The sequence below is a fragment of the Agarivorans sp. 1_MG-2023 genome (assembly GCF_030548385.1).
Lineage (GTDB): Bacteria > Pseudomonadota > Gammaproteobacteria > Enterobacterales > Celerinatantimonadaceae > Agarivorans.
The window spans coordinates 160,802-176,007 of sequence record NZ_JAUOSJ010000006.1; the positions used below are offsets into that span (position 1 = coordinate 160,802).

11 protein-coding genes are annotated in these 15,206 nt (G+C 41.9%); 6 read left to right on the plus strand and 5 right to left on the minus strand.

Features of this window, described 5'->3' with window-relative positions:
* Positions 1–21: 21 nt before the first annotated feature.
* Complete coding sequence (locus Q4592_RS10900) at positions 22–963, minus strand: LysR family transcriptional regulator (RefSeq protein ID WP_303512794.1); 942 nt, start codon at positions 961–963, stop codon at positions 22–24.
* Between the two features lie 1,432 nt (positions 964–2,395).
* Between Q4592_RS10900 and Q4592_RS10905 the strand changes: the two genes are divergently transcribed.
* The 6 genes from Q4592_RS10905 (at position 2,396) to Q4592_RS10930 (ending at position 8,934) form a co-directional block, all read left to right on the plus strand.
* A complete protein-coding gene (locus Q4592_RS10905; protein WP_303512797.1) occupies positions 2,396–4,294 on the plus strand; it encodes a LamG domain-containing protein in 1,899 nt (632 codons plus the stop codon).
* A 570-nt stretch (positions 4,295–4,864) separates the two neighbouring features.
* Positions 4,865–5,545: an oligogalacturonate-specific porin KdgM family protein gene (locus Q4592_RS10910; protein ID WP_303512800.1), complete on the plus strand. Its 681-nt coding sequence runs from the start codon at positions 4,865–4,867 to the stop codon at positions 5,543–5,545.
* A 103-nt stretch (positions 5,546–5,648) separates the two neighbouring features.
* Positions 5,649–6,404 carry an SDR family NAD(P)-dependent oxidoreductase gene (locus Q4592_RS10915; RefSeq protein WP_303512802.1) on the plus strand — a complete coding sequence of 252 codons (756 nt, stop codon included), beginning with the start codon at positions 5,649–5,651 and terminating at the stop codon, positions 6,402–6,404.
* A gap of 580 nt (positions 6,405–6,984) precedes the next feature.
* Positions 6,985–7,707: a FadR/GntR family transcriptional regulator gene (locus tag Q4592_RS10920; protein WP_137674678.1), complete on the plus strand. Its 723-nt coding sequence runs from the start codon at positions 6,985–6,987 to the stop codon at positions 7,705–7,707.
* A 231-nt stretch (positions 7,708–7,938) separates the two neighbouring features.
* The gene (locus tag Q4592_RS10925; protein ID WP_303512808.1) at positions 7,939–8,145 is read left to right on the plus strand and encodes a hypothetical protein; all 207 of its coding nucleotides are present in this window, start codon (positions 7,939–7,941) and stop codon (positions 8,143–8,145) included.
* 87 nt (positions 8,146–8,232) lie between these two features.
* Positions 8,233–8,934, plus strand: coding sequence for a DUF4336 domain-containing protein (locus Q4592_RS10930; RefSeq protein ID WP_303512813.1), 702 nt, complete (start codon positions 8,233–8,235; stop codon positions 8,932–8,934).
* 12 nt (positions 8,935–8,946) lie between these two features.
* On the opposite strand, the gene Q4592_RS10935 is transcribed toward Q4592_RS10930, so the two are convergent.
* The 4 genes from Q4592_RS10935 to Q4592_RS10950 form a co-directional block, all read right to left on the minus strand.
* Positions 8,947–10,113, minus strand: coding sequence for a sterol desaturase family protein (locus Q4592_RS10935; RefSeq protein WP_303512816.1), 1,167 nt, complete (start codon positions 10,111–10,113; stop codon positions 8,947–8,949).
* A gap of 319 nt (positions 10,114–10,432) precedes the next feature.
* A complete protein-coding gene (locus Q4592_RS10940; protein ID WP_303512819.1) occupies positions 10,433–12,058 on the minus strand; it encodes a phospholipase A in 1,626 nt (541 codons plus the stop codon).
* Between the two features lie 220 nt (positions 12,059–12,278).
* Entirely contained in the window at positions 12,279–12,617 is a 339-nt protein-coding gene (locus Q4592_RS10945; protein WP_303512821.1) for a hypothetical protein, read from the minus strand.
* A gap of 441 nt (positions 12,618–13,058) precedes the next feature.
* Positions 13,059–15,206 (minus strand): heparinase II/III family protein, encoded by a 2,148-nt coding sequence (locus Q4592_RS10950; RefSeq protein WP_303512823.1) that lies wholly within the window; start codon positions 15,204–15,206, stop codon positions 13,059–13,061.

Sequence of the window (15,206 nt, forward strand, 5' to 3'; positions counted from 1 at the left end):
TGTTGGTGCTTACAATATGTATTAAAGCAGACCTATGTCTTGTACTCGTTTGCTAATGAGTCGACTGCACTCTTGCTTAATAATGTTTCTAAGCCACATTTGAGGCGCAGAGTAATCACAGCGAGCATGCCATATTAGCGAATAATCAAAGGGTTCAAACTTGAATGGAAGCGGCTTAACAACTAGCTGATTTTTTTCTGCCACCAAGTAGGCTAAATCTGCTGGTACAGTGATAATAACCGGGACTTTATCGGTTATCGCTAGGGCCGCTTCTAAGTGATAGGCGCGTAACAATGTGGCAGGTTTGGGGTGTTCAATTAAGGCTTCGTCTAGCAGTGCTTTAACGCCATCGCTAATGGCGATCATCGCGTGAGGGAAGGCGAGGTAGTCTTCAATGGTTAATTCTTTTTCTGCTAAGGGGTGATGTTTTGCTAATAAACAAAATACGCTCACTAGCCCTAAGCTTTCTTTTAGTAGTGGTTCTACCGCTTGTACTGGTCGACAAATGGCCATATCGCAACCTTCAGAAGTCAGTTGCTTAGCAAGGTTTTGGTGCTGCAAAGGAGCAAACTCTAAAGAGATGTTTGGTGCTTCTTGATAGATACGCGCTAGTGCAAAGGGCAATATGGTTTGCATGGCATAGTCGGTGGTGGCAATTCGAAAATGCTGCTGACAAGTAGCTGGGTCAAACTCACTGGGGCTAAGTACCTGTCGCAATTCCTCTAGCGGATTTTGCAAAGACAGAGTAATGTCTAGCGCGCGTTGTGTAGGAACAAGACCTTGGCCTTGGCGAATAAACAAAGGGTCGTTTAGCAGCTCTCGTAAACGGGTCAATACTCGGCTCATGGCTGATTGACTGAGATTTAGTCGGCTGGCCGCGCGGCTCACACTGCCTTCCTCAATAAGCACTGTTAGTGCAATGAGGAGGTTTAAATCCCGACGATATATTTCTTCTAATTCCATCACTAGCTTAGGTAATTATGTCTATGTTTAGTATGCATTAATTACCATGATTTTGGTGGGTTTTTCTAAAGCAAATGGTTAGCTTAAGCTAACGTTTGCTTCTTTTAGAACTTTGCCAGAAACCTTCGCTACTTTCTAAGATATTGAGTTTATCGTTAAGCTTGGGGTTAAAGATTGTGTTGAGCGGCTAGTAAGGGGTAACACTGAGGTGAAGTAAGAGTTCTAGCCGCGAAACTACAGCGGCTAGAGGCTTAGTCTTAATCATATGTTTTCTTAATGTATTTAGTGATGGCTCTTAATAACTTGTGCAATATCTATTAGCACTAAGTAAGAGGCAACCAATGCTAGGAATATCCCTATAAATATCATGACGTTGTCCTTTTTAAATCGCGTTTAATTATTAAGAGATTCGTTTCCGACAACAATTTAACGAAAGCCTTAATGTCGATATTTTTTTAGTTTTTATTGTTGGTTCTTTATTGCTATGTATACCATTAAATCTTGCTAAAAATTAATAGTAATACAATTAAAGCTCAATAATTGAGCGCATGTCTGTGAGAATGATCGGGTTTTGACTTTTCAAGCCAAAGAATCTCCTTGTTTGGTGACAATGATCGGCTGCTTAAGCAAAAATCAGTAAGGGAATGTTAACGTTAATAAACGTGTAAATGTGAGCGTAGGAAAACCTGAAAACGACGGTTATTTGTATTACTAGTAGTGTAAGGCGTCATTAAGATCTTTGTTTGTTGTCATGATGTGGCTAACGAAATGTAAGTAGTACGAGATAGTTTTTGCTTTAGGGTTAGTTATAGTTGTCACGCCATTATATTACTCTTTCTAAACGATGCCTTTACTTACCCTATTGTAAATTGAAACTTGGTTAAGTATTGGTGAGTACTTTTGTATTAAGAGCTTGTACTAAGCTACTCCCTATAGATATTGTTTTTATTATTCATAGTGAAAAGAATCTCGCCGCCCTTTATCTAAGCAGCATGTCTCTTTCCTAGGCTCTCCACTCTTATTGATGGTTTTACTACTAGAGACAGGGTGGAAATAAACGTGTTAAGCAAATCTGCTAAAGACAAATCGAACCAGACTTATCAGTAAAACAGCATAGATCTCAACTTGAGAAATAGACGGCTTTTTAAGCGTAATAGTGCGAGGCAGGTCACTTTACAATCGCTTTTATTTGCCACATTATAGTTTTGTATTACTAATACAATATGATCATTTTTACCGATTTAAGGAGGTTTAAATGAAACCTTTATCCGGTTACTCGATTTATAAGTGAGTAACTATAAGAAGGCGAAGTAGCGACTTAAGCTAACGGTGTTAATTCTTCAATAAAACACCTAAGTACTTAAAAGCTACGCAGAAACATTAGTACCTTAACTATTACAATAATATTATTTATTCCTACAAGGAGGTTTAAATGAAAGCGTCTAAGCTGCTGCTAATCCCTATGAGCACTACTTTTATGTTTGGCTGTTTCGATGCACCAGAGGTGTACGTTCCACCAGCTGAGCCTACCTATGCTATTGAGGAAGTTACTTGGAATATTACAAGTGCTACTTCTCTTATAGCCCCTACCTCAGCAGAATATCCTGAAGTGTACTACTTCGAAAATGATATTCTTAAAGTTTACACTTACAACGAGACTGATGATTTATACACTTATAGCCAGCAAGCTTACACAGTGTCGGAATCTACTATTAGTTATGGTGATGTAGACGGTACATATGAAGTTGTTGGGGATACCTTATCGATTTCTTATACAAAAGATGCAGTAGAATACACGGATAACGGTTCTGAAATTATTGACCAAACCGTGCTGGATTCTATTGCTGCTGCTGAAGAAGCTGAAGGCCCAGGTGTTGAAATCCCTGATGCCGTGAATGAGTACCAATTCTCGGGTGGTGATTTTGAGTCCGATAGTGGGACAGCAGCAAACGATATTTATGCATCATCGGAAGATGTTCGCTTCACTGCTGCCGCTGGTATGGGCGGTGTTGACGAAACAGCGATAACTTTTGATCAGTTTAACGCTGGTTCAGGTGCTTATGGTTACTTGAAGTATGATTCTTCAGAAATTGTTGAGGGTGTCACTTATGGTTCAGATACCTTGTCTACAGAAGAGTCACCTTCGTTCTCTTTAGAAGCGGTAATTAATGCTAATACTGCTGCTGCAGAGAACATGCAAATAGTTCAATTTGCGGAAACCAGTAACAACGATAAAGGCTTTAATTTCTATGTAGCTTCTGATCAAACTATTCGCTTTAAGCTATATGGCGCTGGTGGTAATACTGTTGAAGTAACCGCTGCAACTGCTTTCGAAACAGGCAACTGGTACCACTTAGCCGCTGTGTATGATGCTGATGATGGCGAAACAGGCACGATCAAAATTTACGTTAATGGTAAGTTAGATAATACTCGCGATGTTTCAGTAGATTATGGCTTTAACACGGAAGATGATTTTTACATCTTAGGTGGTGCTAACAGCAAAGATCGTAACTTTAAAGGTACTGTAGATAGTATTGCAACGTGGGCTGAAGCGTTAGATGCTATTCAAATCGCCGAGCGAGCTTCTCAGTTTGCAGACGGTGAGGAGCCGGTTGACCCACCCGTTGACCCTGATGTGCCAGCTGCTAACTATCAGTGGGAGTTTTCTACCGTTGATGGAGATGCTGCAATCGGTGCCTACACCTTAAGTATGAGTAAATCAAGTGACAACCCACGTGAAGTTGTGACAGGTGCATTTGATACTGGAAGTGCTGTTCAAATTACTCAAGCTGAAGGTGGAAACTTTGGTTACCACTATATTGATGATGTAGATATGTCAACGAGCCCACTAGCAGCAGCTGATGGTGTAATTTCTTTTGAAATACTGTTCAAGTCAACTGACGCTGCATTTAACTCTGATGCTGGTCAAGATTTACAGTTGATTGAAAATGTTGATAGTAACCGAGGTTATAAACTAGTTATTGACGAGACTACTTTGCTTCCTCGATTAAGAATTTATAATGGCTCAAGCTCTACTTCAGTAACTGGTGCAACTCCTCTAGAAGATGATGCATGGACACATATTGTTGCAACTTACGATGGTACAACTGCAACCGTCTATGTAAATGGTGTTCAAGACGCGACACAAGAAGTTACTGACTTCTTACCTAACGAAAGTACAAGCGACAAGCTTTACATCGGTGGTGGCGCTAACAGTTCACAGAAAAACCTTGAAGGCGCTATCGATAATGTTGCGTTTTGGTTAGACACCTTAACTGCTGAAGAAGTGGCTGCACGCGCTGAATCACTCGGCTTCACTGTTGCTCAATAATTAATGGTGACACCTTAAGTTAGCTTCTTTAGCTTAAGCGATAAAACAGAGCCCCTCACAACTTAGTTGTGAGGGGCTTTTTTGTAGAGAACGTTTGTGGTTTTCTTTAATTGTCGTTTTATGCGCACTAGGTATGGAGGTGTTACTAGTCTTTCAAGTAACTGTTGCTATGCAGGTGTAAGTAGCGGTAGAAGACAGCTTTTGTTTAAGTTTCACTTAGCGGGCACTGCTTATTTCCCAATAGATTTGCTTCGAGTGGCAAAGCTCCTCGCTTTTGACCGCCAGGGCTCGAATAGCCTCTCCTGTATTTTGCCAATTTATCTTTGCTATTTAACGGCATGATTTCTCTTAGACCTTATACTGACTTAGCATCAGAATGCTCTTGATGTTGTGTTAATTAAATGTGCCAAAAAATCTTTTACTTACGGGCTAAAAATCTGCTCAACCTCAAAGTTGCCGTCAGTTTGACTGATTCGTTTTGATTGTGATCACATTTTATTCACCTCTTACTTGGAAGTGATAACAAATAGTATTGTAATACAAATAAGTTCATCCTAAACAGAGTAAATAATGAAATCTAGCAGTCTAGTTATGTTGATTGGCGGCGTAAGTTTGTTGAGCGTAAATGCAATGGCAACGTCGGTAGACTTTCGTCACGAGTATAAAAGTGACACTAAACAACATGCTAGCCGAGTGAAGATGGCCCACACCTTTGAAAACAATTTCTCTATGGCTTTAGAGTTAAAGTTTAAGGGAGAAGAGGGCAAATTTATGGAAGATTTACAATCAAACGGATCCGAAATCGATCTCGGTTATCGTTACAAAATAAACGACCAATGGGCGTTAATACCTGGTATGCCAATTGAATTTGGCGCTTCAGGAACAACCTATAAACCACAACTACGTTTAACCTATACACCCGAGAAGGTTAAGGGCTTGTCTGTTAGTGGCCGTTATCGCCTTGATGTAAAACCCGGCGAAGATGTTAAAAAATACCGTCATCGTTATACCGCAAACATTGGTTATAAATATCAGCAATGGGCATTTGGCTTAGAGAGTAACTACTACTACGCTGATAATTCAGATTACCTGTTGTACAACAACGACAGAACTAACTATGAAAACAACTTTACCATTCATTACAGCATTGGTGATTGGACTCCTTGGTTAGAATTTGGTGATGTATCTGTATCTGATCAGTCTAGCCAGAGGGAACTAAGAAGTCGTATCGGGCTTCGTTATAACTTCTAAAATGTGAACTGAGTATTTGTAATACAATAAAAACATGTTTAATCTTATTGTATTAATTAATAATTTATTTCTTTTAGATTAACTAATCAATGAGAGCGTAGATATGTCTAATAAAGTTGCTTTAATCACGGGCGCAACAGGTGGTATTGGTTTCCAAGTCGCCAAGCGATTGGGTCAAGATGGCTACACAGTTGTACTTAATGGTATCGAAGACGAACATGGCGCAGCGCGTGTTGCTCAACTTAAAGACGCAGGTATTGAAGCTGAATACTATGGATTTGATGTCACTGATGATGCTGCTGTTACCAAAAACGTAAATCTAATTGGCGAAAAGTTTGGACAGATTGATGTTGTGGTGAACAATGCTGGTGGTTTAGGTGGGCGTAGTCCAATGGAAGAAATGACCACTGAATTCTATCGCTTTGTTATGGCACTTAACTTAGATAGCGCGTTCTTTGTTTCGCGTGCGGCCATTCCATTTTTAAAGAAAGCGGAAAATGCCTCGATTATCAACTTTACGTCTAATGCCGCTTGGAATGCTGGCGGTCCAGGAGCGGGTATATACGGTGTGTCTAAAGCTGCGGTTCATACTTTAACTCGTGCTTTAGCTAAAGAGCTCGCGCCCGCTGGTATTCGTGTTAATGCAGTATCACCAGGTACTATCGATACGCCATTCCATGCTCAGATAAAAGAAACTAAGCCAGAAGTCTTTGCTTCTTGGAAGGACAGCATTTTGCTTGGGCGTTTAGGCCAACCAGAAGAAGTGGCTTCAACGATCTCTTTTCTTGTTAGTAAAGATGCGTCGTTTATCACTGCTGAAACAGTGCAAATTGGCGGTGGTCAAGCCTTGGGTATTTAGCCCCTACTAATAAGCATTTGGTAGCGGTGGGATAAATCCTTGAGTGCATCATAAAAAGCCACATGGTTAGCTGTGTGGCTTTTTCTTTTAAAGTGTCTAGATGTAGATTGCTATAGTCTTTTCGGCTCTAACACTTATTCAAACACCCCGTTTGATCAGTAGAATCTTCCAAATCCATAGTTTGGCTTTCTTACCTATATGGAACGCGAGCGTTTTGCATCGCTATCTCACCACGTCATTAACCTTAGCGAAGCTTACGTAAGCTAAATACTGGATCATTTTGGTGGGTAGGAGGCTCATCTGCTGCAACAAAAAAATGAAGGCGGATAGTGTTGTTACTTAAAAGAGTAAAAGATTTAAGGTAACTAATTTCCCGAGTCAGTTTAAAAGTAAACGGCTGTTTGATTAGTCTTTAAGTGTTACAAATAAGGCGATCAAGCCTGCATTTGCTAGTATTTTATGTATCTGAGATAAAATAATTACTGTAGTATTAGTAATACTAAATGTGTATTAATTTGTGTTAGCAATGGTAATTCTCAGGGTTGCCATTGCTAACACAAAATTTGGAAAAGGTTGTTCTATGTCTAACGAATTCACTCAGATTGAGGGCTCATCACGCAGTCTTCATTTGCAAGTGGCCCGCGAAATTGCCCGCGGTATTTTATCGGGGGCGCTACCACAAGGCAGTATTATCCCTGGCGAGCTTGATTTATGTGAACAGTTTGGCGTGAGTCGCACTGCTTTGCGTGAAGCTATCAAGCTGCTTAACTCAAAAGGTTTGTTAGAGTCTCGTCCCAAAATTGGTACTCGCGTTCGTGATCGTGAGTATTGGAATTTCTTAGACTCCCAGTTACTTGATTGGATGATGGGTTTAAACAACACCGAATTAGCGTATCAAGATTTCTTAGCGTTACGCCGAGCTATTGAGCCAGAAGCCGCTGCGTTAGCCGCACGTAATGCCAGTGCTGAACAGCGTATGGGACTTTCTGCAGTGTTTCAACAGATGGCTGATGTTGCCTCTGGAGCAGATTTAGAAACATCGTGGACCGACGTAGATATGGAGTTCCACCGTTTGGTATTTTTATCAACCGGGAATAGTTTCTATATTCCATTTGCTAATGTATTACGCACCATGTTTATTGGGTTTATCGATCACTCATCGAAAGATGGCGGCACCTGTATTGAAGAACATAAAGCCATTTACGATGCGATTATGGCCGGAAACGCAGATAAAGCACGCGATGCCAATTTGGCCTTGTTAAACAATAGTAATCATCGCCTACCATCGCATAACGCGGCTTAGTATTTAACTACCGTTTTGTAAAAGCCTAACTCATTCTTGAGTTAGGCTTTTTTGTTGCCTGATTAATAAAAACAAGGAATCAACAAATTGACGTTTCAGTTATATTGGCAAAAGCTTACTTGTACCTCATTTGGGCAATATTGTACTAAATAAAAAAGCCAACGAATTGAGAGCTTAGTTATCTATCATGGGGTAACGGTTGGAGCAAAAGGGCAAAGTAGTGACTTTGGTTTGCCTACTATTGGTAATCATGTTCGTCTCTCCGCCGGGGCTATTGTTCTTGGCAGTGTTCAAATAGGCGAGAATACAACTGTTGGTGCAGGAGCGGTAGTGGTTAAAGATGTACCTGCTAATTCTGTTGCTGTGGGTAACCCCGCTCGATGTTTTGATAACCCCGTTGAGCATCAAATTGTTGGTGATGAACAAGATGTGGAGTAAGGTTTCTTACTAAGTCGTTTACTATTATGGGAATATTCGAGCGGTTATTGGAGTTGTCTCTAAATTATTTAACTGACAGGGGGAGGAATGAGAAAGCTAGCTGAAGATATTTGGATAGTGGAAGGCGAAGCCGTTCCTTTTTTTACCTTACCATACACCACGCGAATGACCGTTGTTCGGCTTGATGACGGCGGGCTGTGGCTCCATAGCCCAATCCGTTTTAGTGAACAGTTAGCTAGTCAATTAAGCGCTCTAGGTATTGTTAAATACCTGATTGCCCCGAATCATTTACACCACCTTTTTATTGGTGAATGGCAGGGCCGTTACCCTAATGCCAGCACCTACGGCACCGAGCAAGTTATAAACAAACGCGGAGATTTGGTTTTTGACGGAGCGTTAACTAATAGTGCTAATATGCATTGGCCGTGGCAAGAGTTTATAGAACAAACCTTGTTCACCGGCTCCCCCGCAATGCAAGAATGTGTCTTTTTCCATAAAAAATCAGCTGTTCTTATTGTTACCGACTTGGTAGAAAATTTTAGTATTGAGCATTTTTCTTGCTGTCATCGATTGATTGCCAAAGGGGTAGGGATTTTAGCGCCTGACGGAAAAATGCCGATAGATTGGCGTTTGAGCTTTATGTTTGGTAGAGCAGAAGCTCGCAATCATCTAGCTACTATTCTCAATTGGCAGCCCAAGGTTCTGGTAATGGCACATGGCGAGATTGTTGAAACAGAGGCTACAGCTTTTCTAAAACGCTCATTCCGCTGGTTAAGCAAAGCGGAATAAGTGGTCTGTAGCCTAAGCGGTGTGTTTGGTCTTTAGTCTTTTTAACCACACTTTGAGCGGGTAAAGAGTTTGTCCTATTACTGTCCGAGGCAATCGTTGGGTTGTGCCGTAACTTGCTGGCCAATGTTGTTTGGGAAAATGATAAGTCTTGAATAAGCGGTCGAATAATACGGTATGCGCAGAATAATTGGTATCAATCGCCGGTTTTTCCGAACTATGGTGCCAGTGATGGAATTGTGGCGTAACCAATATGTACTTTAGGGGGCCAAATGAAATACCTAAATTACAATGGATAAGTACTGCTTGCAGCGCGGCGAAGGTAACGTATATATTCAGCGCGGCCTGATCAACGCCCAATAAGTAGAGGGGGATCATTACCATCGCTCGTTCTGAGAATACTTGAACGAAATGTCCTCGCGAACCTGCTAGCCAATCAATATTTTCAATCGAATGATGAACCGCATGAATAGGCCACAAAACTTTGAACTCGTGATAAGCACGATGCTCCCAATATAAAACAAAATCGGCGCTAATCACGATAACGACGAATTGTACAATGGTAGGTATGCTTCTAATGCTTTCTTGAAAGGTGTTGCTAACAGCCCAGTCAAAGTGACTGACATGGTAGTTGGCAAACACGAGTATGGCCGAAATAGCGAGGTGATTAAAAGAAAAGTAGAACAAGTCTACATCCCATTCAGGCCTCATGATTAATTGATTTCGGTACTTAGGGAATAACTTCTCTAAGCTTAAAAATATGAAGATGGAACCTAAAAATGCCAAGATTAACCAATCAATCCCCAGTGACAGCTCGGCGGGTTCAACGGGGCCTACAGGAATTCTGTATCCACCTAACAAAAAAGCGACGGCTGTAAATAGTATTCCCGAAATACCTAAATATTTGTAAGCACCTTTATTGAGCAAAAATGTCAGAATACCTAATACGATTGACGTATACATACCGTATTTAAGCACCTGTTGTAACTGCTCCGCGTCATAGATTTTTCTTAACTCGGTGGTAGTCAGCATGGAAGGATATAGGTAGGCTATAACCGCTAGCAGGCTGAGTATTCCTAGAAATAATGAGCAAAATCCGCTGATTCGCCCTTCACCTAAACGAAACTCTTTGTCTACATTTTTTGAAACGGTACGTGGTTTGTAGTTGTACTCACTGTCCATGTGATTCTCTGCTTGTATGGGAGCTCAGTTTACGCTTAAGTCTTGGTGCTCAAATAACACTGCTATGAAATGGCAACTGCTGATTAGAGCTAAACCGCATTTTGTGGCAGGCATAGTAAAGTGTTTGCTGTTGAGAATAAAGTTATTAACATATTTAATACAACAAGGGTTTTATTGTTAAGCGTATGAGCGAGGGCTTCGGCGTAATCTGCTAGGTTTTGTCATTCCAACAGTCCAAACGCCAATATAGTTGGCGTTTGGAAAATTGAATAGGGGAGAAGGTACTTTAACGCCCACCAGTTTGTTGCAAGCAACGAGATTATTGGTTGATAGCGAAGCCTATCCCCAGACTTTTGTTATGTTTGTTGTAGTCAATGAGTGATTCGCCGTAACCATTAAAATATTTAAGATACAGCGCTAGCTCTTGGGTGATTCCGTAAGACCAACGCAGGTCTACCGCGCCCTTGTTGTCGCTTTTTAGGTTATTCCGGCCTAAAAAGCTTAAGCGATGTCGGTCATTGATTTGCCATTTGGCTGTGAGCTCTCCGTAACCGTAATAATCTTCCATATTGGGGTTGTCATCTTCTTCCGCTGTTTCCTCAAACCGATACCAAGGTTTTACAGCAATAGTGACGGGCTTAGCGTCGAAGCTAAACTCGGTATATATGCGATTCCAGGAACGAGAACGTATTTGGGTCTGACCGTTAGATTCATGCACTAAACCTAAACGTATCCATTCTGGCGACCAAGCCGAGCTGCGTGCCTCTTTTTTGCTGTTCCACTGATAGAAAAACTCGGGCTCGTAGTTGGTTTCCCTCACTGAATCGCCAGAGCGTTCATAAGGTTGCCAAAAGGTTTGTTGGGTATACGCAAAGCTGAGATTGTCGGTGTCGGTAAACAAGTTGAAGGGCATGGTTAAGCGAAAACTAAACTGAAACTCCACTTCTACTTTGTCGGGCTGCTGGCCTGGAACGCCTCCTGCCAAGTCGGGAACCGACGGGGAAGGGTTGTACTTGAAAGGCAGAATATAACTATCTCTAAATATGCTCATGCCAGCAAATGTCCATTGGCTGCTATCAGACATCATTTCGCGTCTATCACCAATTCGGTTTAATGCTACTCCCAAGCCGAAGGATTGATTGTGAATGTTATAATCAAGCATCGATTCACCATAGCCATTAAAGTACTTGGCATAAAGCGAAAACGCTGGCGTTATACAATAGGCAAAGCGTAAATCTATTGCGCCTTTGTTATCAGACTTTAGATTGTTTCTGCCCATAGCGCTGACGCGGTGGTTACATTGGTTGTCACCAAATAAGTAAGCTACAGAAACTTCGCCGTATCCGTAATAATCGGTAAAGTCTCCGCCATTATTAACTTCTGGGCCTATCGGGATCCAAGGTTTAGCGGAGAACAACCAGTCGTTGTAGGATGTATCAAACTGAGCATAAATCCGCTCCCAAGAGCGATCAAAGTCGCCATAAGAGCCATTGGCTTGATGGCTAAAACCAACACTGGCTGAGCGCAGATGCCATTTATTCGCGTCAATAGCAAACTCATCAGGTCGCCAAGTATAAATTAGCTCGGGTTCGTAGTTGGTATCGCGAAAAGGGGAAGAGAATGGTTTGTTGTAAACTTGCCAAAAGCTTCGTTGAGTATAGGCAATACTAAAGTAGTCTCGCTGGCTAAACAGGCTCTCGCCTACAATCAACTTACCACTGATTTGAAACTCTGTTTCTAAGTTATCGATACCGCGATTACTGTCAGCTTCTTTTGTGGCTAAGGCCGAAGAATAGTCACCAAGATCAGGCGGGTTAGGGTTATATTTTCCGAGTAGAATATAGGTGTCGCGATAGGCCACAAGCCTTGGACCGGTTTGTTGTTCTGCAAAACCGCTGGTGCTCGCCAGCGAAAATAACAAGGCGCTAAAGGTTAACTTTTTCATCTCATCCCTGATATTCAACCAATGGTTTTAAACCTGATTGCAATTTCTATATCAATTTAACAATGTTGTTACCTTAATGTTAGCGGTGATACGTTTAAGATGCGAGGTTTTGTAAGCCAAAGTGTGCTGCGATAGGGTTAGCAACTCGTTGTAACTGAGAGAAAATTTGGAAATAAAAAAGGAAGCGAGCCGCTTCCTTTTCTTAGGAGACAAGTACCAGTCAAGAGAGGGTATACGCAATAGCCACACCAAATGCCACAATTGCTACGGTGAATAGTAGCTGGATCCCGGTGGATAATAAGGCTAAAACAAATCCTGCAACTGCAGTGGTTTTAAACAGCAGTGAAAACAAAATACTGGTTACTACTATTGCTACCAAAGTGGGGAAGAACCCTTGGCCAATGACAATATCGGTTAGCATGCCGGCTGCAATGGCCAAGATGACCGCAATAAAACATACATCCATGCCTGAGCGTTCTATTTTTAATACTTGAGTGCCAATTTTAATTGGCGCCAACATGATTAAAGTGAGCAGTGCGAGAGTGATTACTACAGTCATATCATTACCTCATTCCTTGATATTAAGCATCCGTGCTAGTGACAATGTACTGATTTATTGTCATACCTAATTAGGTATAGCTGCAGAATATCTTTCGTTTAGAAAATGAGCCATTCCCCATTTGGGTTAAATTTGTCGTTTAAATAGTGAACACTCTGCTAAGTCTTTGATTATGCTATTTCACAGTGTGAACTTTTTATGACGAGGAGGTTTGTTAGGTTTTTTGAGCGCGGAGTGAAGCGATGTTCCAGAATATCGTCCATTAGCCCGCTTTAGTTTTTCGTCGTATGAGAAGTTATTGGCGAATGGGGTGGTTACGAGCAACCAGCAGAAAATGTCGTTATATCAGTAAGCTATTGTCTAGTTTGAATCTGAATATAAATGTTGAATAAGAGAAAGCCTCGCGATAGCGAGGCTGTAGAAGCGCTTACATAACAATTGTTATGCAATGAACACAGGACCACTCCAGCGCAGGGTTTTACCGTCAACCTCGAGCTGATGTTGAGTATCTTTTTTCACATTAGCTTGGTTAGACACACATACCGTAATGTGTTTACCCGACACCAAATGAATCGCAACCGCTGACGCCACTTTATTATGAGTGAGAACCTCTACGGCACATACTTGGCCGCGTGCATCAGTGCTGGCTTCAATGGCTTCATTAAAGTAGCCGTGAGTTTCAAATACGTTAGCAAATAAATGATCTTTAGCTTTCTGGCGAAGTATCAGTACTGGCTCGCTGCGTAAATTGAAGTCAGGATCGTTAGCGCCAGTGCGGGCCATTATCACTTGGCTGTTCGCTGTTGCTGAGCTTATTACTGAGTAATAACTGTTGCCTTGTAGCCATGTCATTAGGCTTGAGTTGTTTACCTCTGCAGTGGCTTGATGCCACAAGTGCTGGTAACCGTGTGCGTCGCCCAAGGGTTTTAACGTGGCTTTGCATTGGTAGTTAAAATCGCTGCGAATAAAGTGACCAGAGTAGTGCAGGGTATAGTCGTAGTTATGTTCTTGCTCACTCACCAAGCGGAATAAATCTAGCACCAATGGCTTAGTAAAGCCTTCCGCTTCAAACATTATAACGCTGCGTTGTTGGTCTACACCTGGGTAGTAGTTACGTACAAACGCACTCATCGCTTGTAATTTTCTGTTGCCGCTTACGAAGAAGTGTTTCTCTCCCCACTTTTGTTCTGCGGTTGCAGTGTCACCTTGGTTTTGACTTTGGAAATCAACCACCACGGTATTATGGGCAATCGTTTGCTTAGCGTAGCTTTTGTTTTCAGGAATGTAGCGACCACCGAATTTAGGCTCAATGTTTACCCAACGGCCATAACCGTAATCGTGTAGCACTTCTTGGCCACGATTAAATAGGTTGAAGTGCAGGCCATCAAAGTGGCCGTGGTCTAGCGCCGAGTGAAGTTTATGATCACTGCCGTGTTGGCCAAACCATAGAAGCGCCATGCTGTCATCTTGCATAGTGTCACGGTGGCGTAGAATCGCCACGCCGCCGCGATCGCCTTCAGCGCCGTCTGTTAACACTAAACTGCCCCAGTTAAAACCACCTAAGTTTGCGGCGTTATTGCTGGCTTCAGACAAGCTAGCGCCCGAAGCGTGTATCCACACTTTAGCTTGGTGCTTGGCCATCGCCACTAAGTTTGCATCGCGTTGGTAACGGCTAAAACACATGCTGGTCGCAATCAAAATGCCTTCGTCATTAATGTCCATAGATTTAGAGGAATCATTAAGCGCTGGCAGTACACCATTTGGAAAGGCGGTAGACATTACTGCGTAAGTGGTGGTTTTAATCACTTGGTCTTTTAACTGATAAATACCAATTTCTGGTTGGCGACGTTCAATGGCTTCGGCAAACAAAAAGATTGGGCGCAGTGAAAAACGGTGATAGTAAGGGCCTTCCATGTAGTAACCGTCTGGCGAAAATAATTGAGTCAGTTGGGCAATAAAGCCTCCACTTACGCTATCGCCTTTTAAGCCGTATAAGGCTTTATCTACACTGGTTTGGTCTTGAATGGCATAGCCACAAATACCTACCCCGGCTACTGCCCACAAACCATGGTTATGTACTATGTCAAAATCATGGGTATAAACGTCAACAAACAATTCAATCATCAATTTGAACAAATCATTTTCGATCAATGTTTGTTCATCATCTGCGAGTTTGTGGCGAATACACGAGTAAGCACATGAGGCGTAAAGCATCCACATGTTTTCGTTCAAGGTTTGGTGAAACAAGCGCCCTGGTGGGTTGGTGTCTCGGCTAGTGTTTAGCTCTAAAGTAGGGTACACCTTGGCGTATTCAACCAGCATGTTTCGTGCGTAATCTAGGTAGCGTTGTTCTTCAGTAATCAGGTACAAACGGCCGGCTAAATCTAAATGGATGTAGTTTTGTTTATGGCGGTTATGTTCGTAACCACCGGCTTCACCGTGACCAGGGATCTCGATGCCTAATGGCATGTATGCCTCTAACGCGGCAATTTCGCTAGCGATAGATTGACCAATAAGTGAATCGGTATTTAAATGCTTAGCGAGCTCTTTTGCTTCTTCAAAGCTTATCAATAGTGGTTGGTAAGTCAT